General features: G+C 75.5%; 12 protein-coding genes and 1 pseudogene. 6 read left to right on the top strand and 7 right to left on the bottom strand.

The annotated features are described in order from the left end of the window. Positions 1-127: pseudogene (locus tag ACI78Q_RS23125) on the top strand (IS481 family transposase); the annotation flags it as partial. On the opposite strand, the gene ACI78Q_RS23120 reads toward ACI78Q_RS23125, so the two are convergent. The 5 genes from ACI78Q_RS23120 to ACI78Q_RS23100 all read right to left on the bottom strand — a co-directional run bounded on the left by ACI78Q_RS23120 (position 124) and on the right by ACI78Q_RS23100 (position 5,441). After that, positions 124-606, bottom strand: coding sequence for a DUF5994 family protein (locus ACI78Q_RS23120; protein ID WP_456925822.1), 483 nt, complete (start codon positions 604-606; stop codon positions 124-126). The pseudogene ACI78Q_RS23125 and the gene ACI78Q_RS23120 sit on opposite strands and share 4 nt — an antisense overlap. A gap of 183 nt (positions 607-789) precedes the next feature. Continuing rightward, complete coding sequence (locus ACI78Q_RS23115) at positions 790-2,013, bottom strand: aldose epimerase family protein (RefSeq protein WP_456925821.1); 1,224 nt, start codon at positions 2,011-2,013, stop codon at positions 790-792. Between the two features lie 257 nt (positions 2,014-2,270). Then, complete coding sequence (gene typA, locus ACI78Q_RS23110) at positions 2,271-4,160, bottom strand: translational GTPase TypA (protein ID WP_456925820.1); 1,890 nt, start codon at positions 4,158-4,160, stop codon at positions 2,271-2,273. A 101-nt stretch (positions 4,161-4,261) separates the two neighbouring features. After that, on the bottom strand, positions 4,262-4,615 hold the full coding sequence (locus ACI78Q_RS23105) for a hypothetical protein (protein WP_456925818.1): 354 nt from the start codon (positions 4,613-4,615) through the stop codon (positions 4,262-4,264). Between the two features lie 265 nt (positions 4,616-4,880). Next, positions 4,881-5,441: a YceI family protein gene (locus ACI78Q_RS23100; RefSeq protein ID WP_456925816.1), complete on the bottom strand. Its 561-nt coding sequence runs from the start codon at positions 5,439-5,441 to the stop codon at positions 4,881-4,883. 90 nt (positions 5,442-5,531) lie between these two features. Here ACI78Q_RS23100 and ACI78Q_RS23095 point away from each other — a divergent pair, with 90 nt between their 5' ends. From ACI78Q_RS23095 to ACI78Q_RS23085, 3 genes are all read left to right on the top strand, one after another. Beyond that, positions 5,532-6,047: a MarR family winged helix-turn-helix transcriptional regulator gene (locus tag ACI78Q_RS23095; protein ID WP_456925815.1), complete on the top strand. Its 516-nt coding sequence runs from the start codon at positions 5,532-5,534 to the stop codon at positions 6,045-6,047. Positions 6,048-6,134: 87 nt separating this feature from the next. Next, complete coding sequence (locus tag ACI78Q_RS23090; protein WP_456925813.1) at positions 6,135-7,340, top strand: sensor histidine kinase; 1,206 nt, start codon at positions 6,135-6,137, stop codon at positions 7,338-7,340. Beyond that, a complete protein-coding gene (locus ACI78Q_RS23085; RefSeq protein WP_456925812.1) occupies positions 7,337-8,038 on the top strand; it encodes a response regulator in 702 nt (233 codons plus the stop codon). The genes ACI78Q_RS23090 and ACI78Q_RS23085 overlap by 4 nt, the downstream gene beginning before the upstream one ends. Here the strand turns inward: ACI78Q_RS23085 and ACI78Q_RS23080 are convergent, their stop codons facing one another. Then, a complete protein-coding gene (locus ACI78Q_RS23080) occupies positions 8,039-8,839 on the bottom strand; it encodes an ArsR/SmtB family transcription factor (RefSeq protein WP_456925811.1) in 801 nt (266 codons plus the stop codon). It lies immediately after the preceding gene. Between the two features lie 203 nt (positions 8,840-9,042). On the opposite strand from ACI78Q_RS23080, the gene ACI78Q_RS23075 reads away from it, so the two are divergent. Both ACI78Q_RS23075 and ACI78Q_RS23070 read left to right on the top strand, forming a co-directional pair. Further along, positions 9,043-9,816: an ABC transporter ATP-binding protein gene (locus ACI78Q_RS23075; RefSeq protein WP_456925810.1), complete on the top strand. Its 774-nt coding sequence runs from the start codon at positions 9,043-9,045 to the stop codon at positions 9,814-9,816. Position 9,817: 1 nt separating this feature from the next. Continuing rightward, positions 9,818-12,286 (top strand): FtsX-like permease family protein, encoded by a 2,469-nt coding sequence (locus ACI78Q_RS23070; protein WP_456925809.1) that lies wholly within the window; start codon positions 9,818-9,820, stop codon positions 12,284-12,286. A gap of 49 nt (positions 12,287-12,335) precedes the next feature. Here ACI78Q_RS23070 and hrpB read toward each other — a convergent pair whose 3' ends face one another. Beyond that, positions 12,336-14,816: an ATP-dependent helicase HrpB gene (gene hrpB, locus ACI78Q_RS23065; RefSeq protein WP_456925808.1), complete on the bottom strand. Its 2,481-nt coding sequence runs from the start codon at positions 14,814-14,816 to the stop codon at positions 12,336-12,338. Positions 14,817-14,879 lie beyond the last annotated feature (63 nt).

Here is a 14,879-nt window from a genome sequence, read left to right as displayed (position 1 = left end):
CGAGCGAGCCGCAGCCTTGCCCGACTGGCTGCACACCTACAACCATCACCGCAGCCACACCGCACTCGGCGGACAACCCCCGATCACCCGGGTCGCCGTCAGCAACCGTGCTGGGCACTACACCTAGACCAGCCCGGGCACCTGCGGCAGCGGCGTGGAGCGCGCAGCGGCCAGCACCATCTGCGGCGACCGGGGCAGGCCGCGGCGGGTGCACAGCCGCAGCGCGCGGGCGCCGGTGATGACGTCGGTCTCGGGCGGCACCACCAGCAGGTCCGCCCGCCGCGTGCCGCCGTTCCAGGTCAGGCAGACCACCCCCGGGTCCATGCTGCGGAACCCGCCGGTGCGCACCACCCGGCCGCCGACGACGACCTTGCGGGGCGCCGGCGACCAGGCGTCCAGCGGATAGGTGAACCGCTCCACCCGCAGGCCGCGCTTGTCCAGGGCCGCGATCAGCTCGGGGAGCTCGACGGCGAGGTCGCGGCTGCGCGGGAACCACGCGCCGTCGAACGCGTGCTCCCCCGACCCGGCCTCGCTGCGCAGGCTCACCCGGACGTCGATCCCGCCGCGGTGCCCCTCGGCTGCCAGCGTCTGCAGGGTGGTCCTCATCAGCGTCGCGCCCGCCTCTCCTCATCGCCCCCTGGGCCCTCGACACACGGGCCCGAGGAGAACCTATGAGGGGAGGCGGGCGCGTCCCGGGGCACGGGCGACGGGCGGGTCGGGGCGCCCCGGCCCGCCATCACACTTGGTCACGGCGTGATCACGACACCACGTTCGGCGTCGCGGCGTCCCTCAGGAGGACAGGTCGAAGACCGTGGTGCTGTCGTAGGTCTCGCCCGGGCGCAGCACCGTCGACGGGAAGTCCGGCTGGTTCGGGGAGTCGGGGAAGTGCTGGGTCTCCAGCGCGAGGCCGTCGCCCTGGCGGTACACGGTGCCGCCGGTGCCCACGAGCGTGCCGTCCAGGAAGTTGCCCGAGTAGAACTGCAGGCCCGGCTCGGTCGTGGAGATCGTCAGGGTGCGGCCGCTGTCCGGATCGCGCAGCACGGCCGCCTGCTCGAGGCCGTCCTCGCTGTCCGAGCCCTCGCGAGCGCCGTCGTCCGTCCGGTCCAGGGCCCAGTTGTGGTCGTAGCCCTGCCCGTACAGCAGCTGCTGGTCGTCCTGGCGGATCCGGGCGCCGATCGCGGTGGCCTCGCGGAAGTCGAAGGGGGTGCCCTCCACCGAGGCGATCTCGCCCGTCGGGATCAGCGTCGCGTCCACCGGCGTGTAACCGCTCGCGTCGATCTCCAGCTCGTGGCCGTAGATGGACCCCGAGCCCTCGCCGGCCAGGTTCCAGTAGCTGTGCTGGGTCAGGTTGACGACGGTCGGCGCGTCGGTCGTGGCCTCGTAGTGCACGGTCAGCCGCGAGTCGGCGTCCAGGCTGTAGGTGACCGTCGTGGTGAGGGTGCCGGGGAAGCCCTGGTCGCCGTCGTCGCTGACCAGCTCCAGGCGGAGCGCGGCCACCTCGTCGTCGCTGACGTCGGTGGCGGTCCAGACCCGCTCGGAGAAGCCCCCGGGACCGCCGTGGAGGGTGTTCGGGCCGTTGTTGAGCGGCAGCTGGTAGGTCGCGCCGTCGAGGGTGAACCTGCCCCCGGCGATGCGGTTGCCGTAGCGGCCGATGAGCGCGCCGAGGTAGGGGTCGCCCTCGGCGACGTACCCGTCGAGGTCGGAGTAGCCGAGTACGACGTTCTCGACCTCCCCGGCCGCGTCGGGCACCTCCAGCGTCTGGATGACGCCGCCGTAGGTCAGCACGCGCATCGTCGTGTCGCCGTTGGCGAGGGTCCAGCGCTCCACGGCGGTGCCGTCGGGCGTGGTGCCGAAGGGCTCGACGCTCGTGCTGGGGCCGCCCTCGACGGTCGCACCGGCCGGGGCGGCCAGGCCGAGGACGAGCAGTCCGGTGCCGACGGCGACCAGGCCGCGGCGGTGACGTCGTCCGCTCGCGGGCGGGGTGGACGGGAGGGGGTGGGGGCGTCCGAGCATGGGGGCTCCGATGTCCGTGGCGGTCCACCGGCGTCGTCGCGCGGTGGCGGGGGCACCGCAGGAACCAGGAACGGGGATGGGGGGTGCCCCGAGAAGCGGTCCTAGGACGGGCAGGAACGCTAGGGAGCCAGGTGGAGGGGTGTCAACGCCATCCCGGGAACGGCAACGGCCGAGTGGGCAGTCGCCGCCGCTGACTGCGGCGTGTCGCGCACGTGTCGCGACCACCACTGCTCACTCGGCCGTCAGGGCCGGGGCGCTCAGGCCTTCGGCTTGCGGTTCTTGGCCTTGCCGCGCTCGCTCTGGTCGAGGATCACCTTGCGCACGCGGATGGCGGCCGGGGTGACCTCGACGCACTCGTCCTCGGCACAGAACTCCAGCGCCTGCTCCAGGTTCAGGATCCGCGGCGGGATCAGCCGCTCGAGCTCCTCAGCGGTCGAGGACCGCATGTTGGTGAGCTTCTTCTCCTTGGTGATGTTGACGTCCATGTCGTCGGGGCGGGAGTTCTCGCCGACGATCATGCCCTCGTACACCTCGGTGCCCGGGGCGACCATCATCGAGCCGCGCTCCTGCAGCGAGAACATCGCGTACGACGTCGCCACGCCCTGCCGGTCGGCGACCAGCGAGCCGGTCGGCCGGGCACGCATGTCGCCCATCCACGGCTCGTAGCCCTCGAGGTTGTGGTTGAGGACGCCGGTGCCGCGGGTCTCGGTGAGGAACTCGGTGCGGAAGCCGATGAGCCCGCGGGAGGGGACGACGTACTCCATCCGCGCCCAGCCGGTGTCGTGGTGGACGAGGTTCTCCATGCGGCCGCGGCGGGTGGCCAGCGCCTGGGTCAGCGTGCCCACGTACTCGCCGGGGGTGTCGATGGTGACCCGCTCGACCGGCTCGTGCAGCTTGCCGTCGATCTCCTTGGTGACGACGGTGGGCCGGCCGACGGTGAGCTCGAACTCCTCGCGGCGCAGCTGCTCGACGAGGATCGCCAGCGCGAGCTCGCCGCGGCCCTGCATCTCCCAGGTGTCAGGTCGCTCGGTGGGCAGCATGCGCACCGAGACGTTGCCGACCAGCTCCTGGTCGAGGCGGTTCTTGATCAACCGGGCGGTCAGCTTCTTGCCCGACTTGCCCGAGATCGGGGAGGTGTTGATGCCGATGGTGATCGAGATCGACGGCTCGTCGACGGTCAGCGGCGGCAGCGGGCGCGGGTCGTTCGGGTCGGCGAGGGTGTCACCGATCATGATCTCCTCGATGCCCGCGATGGCGACGAGGTCGCCGGGGCCGGCGGTCTCGGCCGGGGTGCGGGTGAGGCCCTCGGTGACGAGCAGCTCGGTGATCTTGACGTTCTTGACCGAGCCGTCGGTGCGGCACCAGGCGACCTGCTGGCCGCGCTTCATCTCACCGGAGTGGATGCGCAGCAGCGCCAACCGGCCCAGGAACGGCGAGGCGTCGAGGTTGGTGACCTGCGCGCGCAGCGGCTCCTCGGCGTCGTAGGAGGGCGCCGGGATGGTCTCCAGCAGCGTCTTCACCAGCGGCGCGAGGTCCGGGTTGTCGGGGTCGGTGCCGTCGGCCGGGCGGTTGAGCGAGGCCTTCCCGGCCTTGCCGTTGCAGTAGACGATCGGGAACTCGAGGGCGTCGGTGTCCAGCCCGTTGTCCTCGAGCAGCTCCATGAACAGCTCGTAGGTCTCGTCGACGACCTCGCCGATACGCGCGTCGGAGCGGTCGGTCTTGTTGACCACGAGGATCACCGGCATCCCCTTGCCGAGCGCCTTGCGGAGCACGAACCGGGTCTGCGGCAGCGGGCCCTCGGAGGAGTCCACGAGCAGGACGACGCCGTCGACCATCGACAGGCCACGCTCGACCTCGCCGCCGAAGTCGGCGTGGCCGGGGGTGTCGACGATGTTGACGACCACCGGGTTGCCCGCGTCGTCGGCCAGCCGGATGGCGGTGTTCTTGGCGAGGATGGTGATGCCGCGCTCACGCTCGAGGTCCATCGAGTCCATGACGCGGTCCTGCGTGGAGTCGTTGTCCGTCCCCTCGCCCTTGGCGCGCCCGAGGGCGCCCGCCTGGCGGAGGAGGGCATCGACCAGGGTGGTCTTGCCGTGGTCGACGTGGGCGATGATCGCCACGTTGCGCAGGTCGTCGCGGGTGGGCATGCGGGAACGGCACCTCGGGGAGTTCGGGGATTCCGCGGCGTCGGCGCTCGCGGCATCTCGTGTAACGGCCGCCGGCCCGGCGACCTTCCCACTCTAGGCGCTCAGCGGGCGGCGGCCGCCTCCCGCGGGCGGTCGGCCACCGCGAACGTCACCCCGGCGGCGGCGATCGTGACCAATCCCACGGCCAGCCAGGCCGCCATCCCCACACCCAGGGCCAGGACGTGGGCCAGCACGAAGGCCCCGACGTAGAGGGCGCCGAGCCCCAGCGCGACCGCCCAGCCGCGCCGCTGCACCCACAGCCACGCCGCACCGAGGCCGCCGAGGGCGAAGACCGCGCCGCCGAGCGCACGGATCCCGGTGCCCTGTGCGATGCCGAAGCCGGCGGCCAGGCCGACGGCGACGAGGACGGCGGACGGGAAGCGGGTCTGCACGCGGGCGAGGGTGGAGGTCGACATGCCGCCCAGTCTCCCCCGCCTCAGTCCCGGGGAGGACGGGACCGGCGGTCAGCCCCGCGCGGCGTCCACGGCGGCGGTGATCCTCTCCACGGACCCACGGTCGGCCCGCGGGCTGCGAGGCTCCCCCGGAGCGGGCTGGGAGATCCCCGGGAACGCCGGAGGCCCCGGGCAGTACGCCCGGGGCCTCCGAGGTGAGCGAGGGGGTGGCCTCCCTGCAGGGACCCGCCGCGAGCCTGCGAGTGGCGGGGGGCAGGGAGGTCCTTCGTCATGCGGTGCGGAGCACGGCCTCGATCTCGAGCTCGACGGTGATCTTGTCGCCGACGACGACGCCGCCGCCGTCCATCGGCATGTCGATGTCGACGCCGTACTCCTTGCGGGAGATCTCGGTCTTCGCGGAGAAGCCGGCGCGGGTGCCGCCGTAGGCGTCCGGACCGAAGCCGTTGAGCTCCAGCTGCAGCTCGACCGGCTTGGTGATGCCCTTGATGGTCAGGTCGCCGACGACGGTCCAGTCGGCGCCGTCGGTGCGGACCTCGGTCGAGCGGAAGGTCATCTCGGTGTGGTTGCCCACGTCGAAGAAGTCGGCGGAGCGGATGTGCGCGTCACGCTGCTCCTGCCGGGTGTCGATGGAGTCCATGTTCACCTGCGCGGTGACGCTGGACTGCGTGGGGTCCTCGGCGGTGACGATCTCGCCGGAGAACTCGCGGAAGTAGCCGCGGACCTTGCTCACCATCATGTGGCGGACGGAGAAGCCGACGGTGGAGTGGCTGGCGTCGATGTCCCAGGTGCCGACGACGTAGCCGGGGATCTGGGTGGCGGTGCTGGTCATGAGGACCTCCGATAACTGGTTGAGCGTTTGACCTTCTGCCCGGCCACAGCGTAGTTGAAGGCTCATCTATTCCGCCAGTACCCTCAGGGCATGACCGCGCACGTGTCCACCCCCGCGGGGGGATCGGCCCCCGCGCCGGCCCGCACCCCCGGGGAGCCCCGCTGGCTCGACGAGGACGAGCAGCGGGCCTGGCGCGCCTGGCTCTACAGCTCCCTGCTCCTGCAGGACCGGCTCGACCGCGAGCTCACCCGTGAGACCGGCATCTCCCATGCCTACTACGAGATCCTCGTGGCGCTGTCGGAGGCCCCCGAGCGACGGATGCGGATGAGCGAGCTCGCCGACACCTGCCTGTCCTCGCGCAGCCGCCTGTCCCACGCGGTCTCCCGGCTGGAGGAGCGCGGCTGGGTGAGCCGCCAGGTCTGCCCCGAGGACGGGCGCGGCCTGCTCGCCGTCCTGACCGACGAGGGGTTCGCCGCGCTCGAGGCCGCCGCGCCGGTGCACGTCGAGGGCGTGCGCACCCACCTGTTCGACCAGCTCAGCCCGGAGCAGGTGACCGCGATGCGGGACCTCGGCGAGACCCTGCTGCGCCACCTCGGCCCGCGCTGACACCGTCGCCCCTCACCCCGGGGTGGGACGCGCGGGTCATCCCGGGGGTGGACGACGGCGGCGGGACCGCTGCCTAGGGTCGTCGCGATGGACGGCCGCCCACCCCTCGAGCGTCTCGAGGTGCTCCTCCGCGAGCACCCGGTCGGCGTCGACGTCGCGATCGCGGCCCTCGTCTGGTTCCTGACCGTCCTCCTCCCCGTCGGGTCGTACCGGCCGGCGGAGGCCACGGCGCTCGTCGTCGGCACGCTGCTCGTCGCGCCGCTGGCCTGGCGACGGCGACGTCCGGTCCGGGCGGCTGCGGTGGTCGTCGCGGCGGGGCTGCTGGAGCTCGTGGTCCTGGACGAGTTCCTCGTGGCCAACGTCTCCGCGCTGGTGATGGTGTACGCGCTCGCGGCCTACGCCCCGCGCTGGGCGGGTCGCGCCGGGCTCGCGGTGGGCCTGGCCGGCGCGCTGCTCGCCGGGTTGCGCTACTTCTCCGTCGCCGGCAGCGACGCCGTCGTCCCCAGCGCCGGGTCGATCGGGGTGGCGGTCGTCGCCGCCTGGGCACTGGGCGACCTCCGCCGCGCCCGCGTCCGGCGACTGGGCGACCTGCGGGAGCGCGCGCGGCTGCTGGAGCTGGAGCGGGACCAGGAGATGCGACTGGCCGCCACCGCCGAGCGGGCCCGCATCGCCCGCGAGATGCACGACGTCGTCGCCCACTCGCTGTCGGTGGTGATCGCGCAGGCCGACGGCGGTCGCTACGCCGGGCGCAGCGACCCGGCGGCCGCCACCACCGCCCTCGAGGCGATCGCCGCGACCGGCCGGCAGGCGCTGTCGGACATGCGGGGACTGCTGGGTGTGCTCCGGGAGGACGGCGGCGAGGAGTACGCGCCGCAGCCGGACGTCGCCGCGATCGCCGGCCTGGTCGAGGACGTGCGATCCAGCGGCCTGGACGTCGACCTGCTCGTCGAGGGCACGCCGCGGGAGCTGCCCGCCGGGCCCCAGCTGGCCGCCTACCGGATCGTGCAGGAGTCGCTGACCAACGTGCTCAAGCACGCCGGCCCCGCCAGGCGGGCCTGGGTACGGCTGCACTGGCGGCCCGACGCCCTGGAGCTGTCGGTGCTCGACGACGGCCGGGGCGCGTCGGCCGCGGTGGTGCAGGAGGGCGCCGGCCCGGCCTCCGACGGCCGAGGGCAGGGGGTCATCGGCATGCGGGAGCGCGCCCAGCTGCACGGCGGCCGCCTGGACGCCGGCCCGCGCCCCGGCGGCGGTTTCGGCGTGCACGCGGTCCTCCCCCACCCCGCCCGCCGATGACCGGTCAGATCCGGGTCGTGCTCGTCGACGACCAGCAGATGGTCCGGGCGGGCTTCCGGATGGTCATCGACTCCCAGCCCGACCTGACCGTCGTCGGTGAGGCGGGCACCGGCGTCGAGGCCGTGGAGCTGCTGGCGCACACTGCCGCCGACGTCGTCCTCATGGACGTCCGCATGCCGGGGATGGACGGCATCGAGGCGACCCGGCGGGTCACCGCACTGGCCGATCCGCCGCGCGTGGTGGTGCTCACGACCTTCGACCTCGACGAGTACGTGGTGGCCGCGATCGGGGCGGGGGCCAGTGGCTTCCTGCTCAAGGACGCCGCGCCGGAGGAGATGCTCGCCGCCGTCCGGACGGTGCACGCCGGGGACTCGGTGATCGCCGCCAGCTCCACCCGCCGGCTGTTGCAGCACGTCGCGCCGATGCTGCGCGGCGCCGCGCCCCGGACCCCCGCCGCCGAGGACCGGGCACTGGCCGAGCTCACCCCGCGGGAGCGGGAGGTGCTGGAGCTGATGGCCTTCGGCGCCACCAACACCGAGATCGCCGGCCGGCTGTTCGTCAGCGAGGCGACGGTGAAGACCCACGTCGGGCGGGTGCTGGCCAAGACCGGCTCGCGCGACCGCGTGCAGGCCGTCGTCCTCGCCTTCCGCACCGGCCTGGTGCAGCCGGCCGACCTGCTGCGCGACGCCCCCGCCTGATCAGGCGGACGCCGGCTCCGGAGCGGGCAGCGTCTCGCCGGTCTCCAGCAGCGTCTTGAGGTCCGACAGCAGGTGCGGCCAGCCCTCGCGGACCATCGTGACCACGGTGCTGTCCGGGTCGAAGCCGTCGTGGACGACGGTCAGCCGGACCACCTCCCCCATCGGCTCGATGGCGAAGGTGACCTTCGAGCGGCGCTCGCCGCGCAGCCGGCCGAGCAGGTCGTCGTCGAACCCGTGCGCCGCGGCCCACTCCGGCGTGAAGGCGTGCCAGGTGTAGGTCAGCCGGCGGCCCGGCTCGGCCTCGAGCACCACCTGGTCGGGGTCGGTGATGGTCACCCCGCCCTCCTCCCACGTCACCGGCGACCCGACCGCCCAGTCCGAGTCGAGCGCCACGCCCCAGTAGCGACGGGTGAAGGCGGGTTCGGTGAGCGCCTGCCACAGCCGCTCGGGGGTCGTGCGGATGTAGGTGGTGTAGACGAACTCGGGACTGCTCATCTGCTGCTCCAGTGCGGTCGTGAGGTCCGCGAGGGCACGCACCCGCTCGCGGTCGTACCGGCTGATCCACCGGTCGGAGACGGCCTGGATCGGGGCGGCGTTGAGGTGGTGCACCTTCTCCCTGCCCCGCCGGACCGCGGTCACCAGCCCGGCCGACTCGAGCACGGCCAGGTGCTTGCTCACCGACTGGCGCGCCATGTCGAGCCCGGCGCACAGCTCGCGCAGGGTCTGCCCCGGCCGCTCCTGCAACCGGTCGAGCAACTGCCGGCGGGAGGGGTCGGCCAGCGCGCGGAACGTGCGGTCCACTCCGCCTCCCCTCGTGCAGCCGTTCGGCTGCCTGAACGATAGGCAGCCGGACGGCTGCACGTCAACGCCCGCGGGTCAGCCCCCGGGTGGACGGCGGATCGGTCCCGAGGCGGAGGCCGGGATCAGCTCCCGCTCCGACGCGGGAGACCTCCCCCGACCGGCAGCGTGGGCACCCGTTCCCGATCCCTCCCGGAGGTTGCCCCGTGTCCGCTCCCGTCCCTGTCCTGACCGTCCCCGGTGAGCCGCCGTCCCCGGCCGCCGCCGTGCGGGCCCGCGGCCTGACGAAGACCCACGGCAGCGGGGAGACCGCCGTGCACGCCCTCGCCGGGGTGGACGTCGACTTCGACCGCGGCGCCTTCACCGCGATCATGGGCCCGTCCGGGTCGGGCAAGTCGACCCTCATGCACTGCCTGGCCGGGCTGGACGCGGCCACCGGCGGGACGGTGTGGCTGGGCGACACCGAGCTGACGAGCCTGCGCGACGACGAGCTGACCCGGCTGCGCCGTGAACGGATCGGCTTCGTCTTCCAGTCGTTCAACCTGCTCCCCGTCCTCGACGCGCGGGAGAACATCGTGCTGCCGCTGCAGCTGGCCGGCCGCCGTCCCGACCCGGCCTGGTTCGACGCGGTGGTCGCCCGCCTGGGACTGCGGGAGCGGCTGCGGCACCGCCCGCACGAGCTCTCCGGCGGCCAGCAGCAGCGGGTCGCCGTCGCCCGGGCCCTGCTCCCCCGCCCGGACGTGGTCTTCGCCGACGAGCCGACCGGCAACCTCGACTCCCGCGCCGGCGCCGAGGTGCTCGACCTGCTGCGCAGCAGCGTCCGCGAGACCGGCCAGACCGTCGTCATGGTCACCCACGACCCGATCGCCGCCGCCTACGCCGACCGCGTGGTCCTGCTCGCCGACGGCCGGCTGGCCGGCGAGGTGCACCGCCCCACCGCCGACTCCGTCGTCGCCGCGCTGCGCGGGCTGGGGGCCTGAGGTGCGACCGGTCGTCCTCGCCCAGCTCCGCGCGCACGCCGCGCGGCTGGTCGCCTCGACGCTCGCCGTGGTGATCGCGGTCGGCTTCGTCGTGGCCACCCTCACGCTCGACCAGACCGCTCGCAGCACCGTGCTGCAGGCGGTCGGCGCCCAGTACGTCGACACCGCCGCCGTCGTCACCTCCGTCGACGGCAGCCCGCTGGACGACGACGTCGCGGTGCTGAGCGGCCTGCGGTCGGTGGGCGCGGTCGCCCCCACCTGGGAGACGTCGGTGCAGGCCGGCGTGCCCGGCCGCACCGGGTCGCAGTACCTGCTCGTCGGCACCGTCGCCGACGACCCCACCCTGCGGTGGCAGCACCTGTCCGCCGGCTCCCTGCCCGACCGGCCCGGGGAGATCGCGGTCACCGACCGGGCCCGCGCGCGGGTGGGCGACGTCCTGACCGTCACCTCCGCCGACGCCGACGGGCACCAGTCGGCCGCGCAGGTCACCGTGACCGGGCTCGTCGACCTGCGCGGCGACCCGGAGGCCGGGCTCTTCGGCCGCGGCTTCGTCGTCCCGGAGCAGGCCCTCGCCTGGGGCGCCGCCGACCCCGTCGAGCTGCGGGTCGCCGCGGCCCCCGGCGTGTCCGACGAGCAGGTGCGCCTCGACGTCGCCACGGCGCTGCGGGACTCGGCGGTCATCGTCCGCACCGGCGAGCAGCAGTCGGTCGAGGCAGCCGCGGCGATGATGGGCAACGCCACCGCGCTGGCCGCCGTCCTGCTGGTCTTCGGCACCGTCGCGGTCCTCGTGGCCGGACTGGTCATCGCCAACACCTTCGCGGTGCTGCTCGCCCAGCGGACCCGTGAGCTGGCGCTGCTGCGCTGCGTCGGCGCCACCGCGCGGCAGGTGCGACGCAGCGTGCCCGGCGAGGCCCTCGTCACCGGTCTGGTCTCCTCCGCCCTCGGCGCCGTCGCGGGGGTCGGCCTCGCCGCCGCGGTGTCGGCCGCGGTCGGCGACCTCGACTCCCCCATCCCGCTCGCCGGGGTCTCGGTGCCCTGGTACGCCGTGGCCGTCGGCGTCGTGGTCGGCACGCTGACCACTCTGCTGGCCGCCCTCGCCCCGGCGCGGGCCGCCACCCGGGTCGCGCCGCTGGCCGCCCTGCGGCCCGCGGACCCGGCACCGCTGCGTTCCCGTCCGGGTGTGCTGCGGCTGCTGCTCGGGCTGGGCCTGCTGCTGCCGGGCGTGGGGCTGCTGGCGCTCGGCGTGGTCATGGCCTCGGTGCTGGTCGCCCTGCCCGGCGGGGTGCTGAGCTTCCTCGGCGTCGTCCTGCTCGCGCAGCGCGGCGTCCCTCCGGTGGTCGCGGCGGCCGGCCGGCTGGCCGCGTGGTCCGGCGGGGTGCCGGCCCGGCTGGCCGCCGGCAACGCGACGCGCAACCCCCGGCGGACGGCGGCGACCGCCACCGCCCTGCTCATCGGCGTCACGCTGACCACCTCGATGGTCGTCGGCGCCGCCTCCACCAAGGCCTCGGCCACCGCCGGGCTCGAGGCGGAGTTCCCGGCCGACGTCGTGATCGAGGGCCTCTCCGCGCCCTTGCCGGCCGGGCTGCTGGCCGACCTGGAGGCGCTGGACGGCGTCGCGACCGGCACCGCGCTGACCGCGGCCGACGTCACCGGCCCGGACGGCGCGGTGTGGGCGGCCACCGGCGTTGACCGCGCGACCGCACTGCCGGCGCTCCGCTCGACCGACGACCTGGTGCTGCCCGACCCCGGTGAGGTGCTGCTGCCCGAGGGGCTCGCGGAGAGCTGGTCGGTGACCGACGGCGACCGGGTGGAGCTGACCGCGGAGGGCCGCACGGGCTCCTTCCTCGCCCGGGTCGTGGCCGAGACGCCGGTGCTGCTGACCGCGGCGGACCTGGCCGGCCTCGTCCCCGACGCCGGGATCGGCACGCTGTGGCTGCGGCTGGACGACGCCGGCGACGCGGCGCAGACCAGGGCCGTCGACGCGGTCACCGACGCGGTGGGGACGGCGGTGTCCGACGCCTCCGTCACCGGGATCGTCACGGTGCGCGCCCAGATCGCCGAGGTGCTCGACACCCTGCTGCTGGTCGTGACCGGACTGCTCGGCATCGCGGTGGTCATCGCGCTGATCGGGGTGGGCAACACGCTGGCGCTGTCGGTGGTGGAGCGGCGGCAGGAGAACGGGCTGCTGCGGGCACTCGGCCTCACCCGGCGGCAGCTGCGCGGGCTGCTGGCGTGGGAGGCGGTGCTGGTCGCCGGGGTGGCCGCGGTCCTCGGCGTCGTCCTGGGCACCGCGTACGGGCTGGCCGGGTCGGCGTCGGTGCTGGGGCAGGTCGCCGACACCGTGCTGGTGGTGCCGTGGCTGCAGGTGGCCGCGATCGTCGCCGTCGCCACGGTCGCGGGGCTGCTCGCCTCGGTGCTGCCCGCCCGCCGCGCCGTCCGCACCTCGCCGGTGGCCGCGATCGCGGGCTGAACGGAGGCTGGGGGCGCAGGTTTCCTACGCCCCCAGCCTCCGCCGCCGCTCAACGGCGGGGTTGGGCGCGGCGGGTGGGCGCGGCGGTCGCCGGGTCCTCCGGCCAGGGGTGCCGCGGGTAGCGGCCGCGCAGCTCCGCGCGGACGCCGGGGTAGCCGGTCTCCCAAAACCCGGCCAGGTCGGCGGTGGTCGCGACCACCCGGTCGGCCGGGGAGAGCAGCTGCAGCCGCAGGGGCCGGCCGGCCACCACCGGCGCGGCCGCCCAGCCGAACACCTCCTGCACCCGGACCGAGAGGGTGGGCACCTCGGGATCGGTGTAGTCCACCCGGATCCGGGAGCCGGTCGGCACCTCGACCCGCTCTGGCACCAGCTCGTCGAGCCGCCCGGCCACCTGCCACGGCACCAGCGCCCGCAGCGCCGCGGCGAGGTCGATCCGGGTCAGGTCGGCGCGGCTGCGGGCGGCGGAGAGAGCCGGGGTGGCGGCGAGCGCGGCGCCGAGGGCGTCGTCGTCCACCGCGGGCCAGGGCTCGCCCAGCCCTGCGTGCGCGGCGGCCAGCCGTTCGCGCAGGGCCGCGGCGGCAGGGGTCCAGCGCAGCAGGGCCAGCCCCTCCCGGCGCAGCCCCTCGGCGACCGCGGCGGCGACCGCGGCCGGATCGGGGTCGGGCAGCGGCCGCTCGACCAGCACGATCGCGCCCAGTCGCTCGACGCGGCCCGCCACCACGTCGCCGTCCCGCCAGGCCACCTCGGGCCCCTCGACGACGGCGCCGACCTCGCGCGCGGTGGCCTCGTCGACCGCCACCGCCGAGCGCACCCGGGCGTCCCGCCGGCCGGGCTGCCGGTCCGCGGCGGCCACCGCGAGCCACGGTGCACCGGTCAGCGCGGTGCCCGGGGCGAGTTCCGCGCCGGTGCCGGCCGCCAGCAGGTACGTGCGCTCGGTGCCGGGACGCCGGCGGGCCAGCCACTCGGGGTGGGCGAGGCCGACGACCAGGCCGGCGGCGACGTCGTCGGGCAGGCCGGGCTCGCCGGGCGTGGCCGGCACCGCGCGGGCCAGCCGGCCGGCCTCCTCGCGCCAGCGGGCGGCCGCCCCGCCGCGGCCCCCGCGGAGGGCGCGCCACTCGGCGACCAGGTCGTCGGAGCCGGCCGGCAGGTCGGCCGACAGCAGCGCCACCACCTCCGCGGCACGGCGGGATCCCACCAGCCGGGCGCCGTCGAGCAGCGCCCGCGCGAGGCGGGGGTGTGCGCCGACGGCGGTGAGCGACCGTCCGCGGGCGGTGACCCGGCCGCTGTCGTCCACCGCGCCGAGGTCGTGCAGGGCGGCCCGGGCGACGGCGAACGCGGCGGCCGGCGGCGGATCGGGCAGGGCCAGGCCGGTGCCCTCGGGCGCACCCCAGCAGGCCAGCTCCAGGGCCAGGCCGGTCAGGTCGGCGACGGCGATCTCCGGTTCGGGGGCGGCCGGCAGGCGGGCGTGCTCGGCCTCCGACCACAGCCGGTACACCCGGCCCGGCCCCTCGCGCCCGGCCCGCCCCGCGCGCTGGACCGCCGACGAGCGCGAGACCCGCACCGTGGCCAGCGCCCCGAGCCCCCGGGACACGTCGAACCGCGGCACCCGGGCCAGCCCCGCGTCGACGACGGCCCGCACCCCGGGCACGGTCAGGCTGCTCTCGGCGACGTCGGTGGCCAGCACGACCCGCCGTCGCGGGGCGGGGGTCAGGGCGGCGTCCTGGTCCGCGGCGGGCAGCCGGCCGTGCAGGGGACGGACGTCGGCGTCCACCCCGCCCAGGCGGCCGGCGACCCCGGCGATCTCGGCCGCGCCGGGCAGGAAGACCAGCACGTCGCCCGAGGTCTCGGCCAGCGCGCGGCGGGTGGTCGCGGCGACGGCGTCGAGCAGCCGGGGGTCCACCCGGCTGCCGTGCGGGGGCGCCACCGCGGGCTCCGGCGGGCACCACACCGCCTCGACGTCGTGCAGCGCGCCGGTCGCCTCCACCACCGGCGCCGGCTCGGCTCCGCCCAGCAGGAGCGCCAGCCGGCCGGCCTGCGCCGTCGCCGACATCGCCAGCAGGTGCAGGTCGGGGCGCAGCGCGGTCCGCGCGTCGAGGGTGAAGGCGAGCGCGAGGTCGGTGTCCAGGTGCCGCTCGTGGCACTCGTCCAGGACGACTGCGGCCACCCCGGCCAGCTCGGGGTCGGCCTGGAGCCGGCGCACCAGCAGCCCGGTGGTGACCACCTCGACGCGGGTGTCCTCGCTGCGCCGGCTGTCCCCGCGGACGCTGTAGCCCACCGAGCGGCCCACCGGCTCCCCGAGCAGCGCGGCCATCCGGCGGGCGGCGGCGCGGGTGGCGACCCGGCGGGGCTCGGCGACCAGCACCCGCCCGGGCAGCGCCCCGGCCAGCGCGAGCGGGACCAGGGTCGTCTTCCCGGTGCCCGGCGGCGCGACCAGCACCGCGCTGCCGGCCCCGGTCAGCGCGGCGTCCAGGGCCGGCAGCACCGCGCGCACCGGGAGGTCGGTGCCCGGCGTCCCCGGTGGTGGCAGCACGCCGCCAGTCTCCCGGAGCGCCCCAGCGGAGGCTGGCGGCGCAGGTCCCCTGCGCCGCCAGCC

This window comes from Geodermatophilus sp. SYSU D00705, from assembly GCF_054050135.1.
Note: the sequence above shows the minus strand (reverse complement) of the source record. Positions and strands in the feature narration are given on the sequence as shown.

Excerpts from the sequence above, each read along its gene's own strand:
- ACI78Q_RS23120 (WP_456925822.1), bottom strand. The coding sequence starts at position 606 with ATGAGGACCACCCTGCAGACGCTGGCAGCCGAGGGGCACCGCGGCGGG.
- ACI78Q_RS23115 (WP_456925821.1), bottom strand. The coding sequence starts at position 2,013 with ATGCTCGGACGCCCCCACCCCCTCCCGTCCACCCCGCCCGCGAGCGGA.
- typA (WP_456925820.1), bottom strand. The coding sequence starts at position 4,160 with ATGCCCACCCGCGACGACCTGCGCAACGTGGCGATCATCGCCCACGTC.
- ACI78Q_RS23105 (WP_456925818.1), bottom strand. The coding sequence starts at position 4,615 with ATGTCGACCTCCACCCTCGCCCGCGTGCAGACCCGCTTCCCGTCCGCC.
- ACI78Q_RS23100 (WP_456925816.1), bottom strand. The coding sequence starts at position 5,441 with ATGACCAGCACCGCCACCCAGATCCCCGGCTACGTCGTCGGCACCTGG.
- ACI78Q_RS23095 (WP_456925815.1), top strand. The coding sequence starts at position 5,532 with ATGACCGCGCACGTGTCCACCCCCGCGGGGGGATCGGCCCCCGCGCCG.
- ACI78Q_RS23090 (WP_456925813.1), top strand. The coding sequence starts at position 6,135 with ATGGACGGCCGCCCACCCCTCGAGCGTCTCGAGGTGCTCCTCCGCGAG.
- ACI78Q_RS23085 (WP_456925812.1), top strand. The coding sequence starts at position 7,337 with ATGACCGGTCAGATCCGGGTCGTGCTCGTCGACGACCAGCAGATGGTC.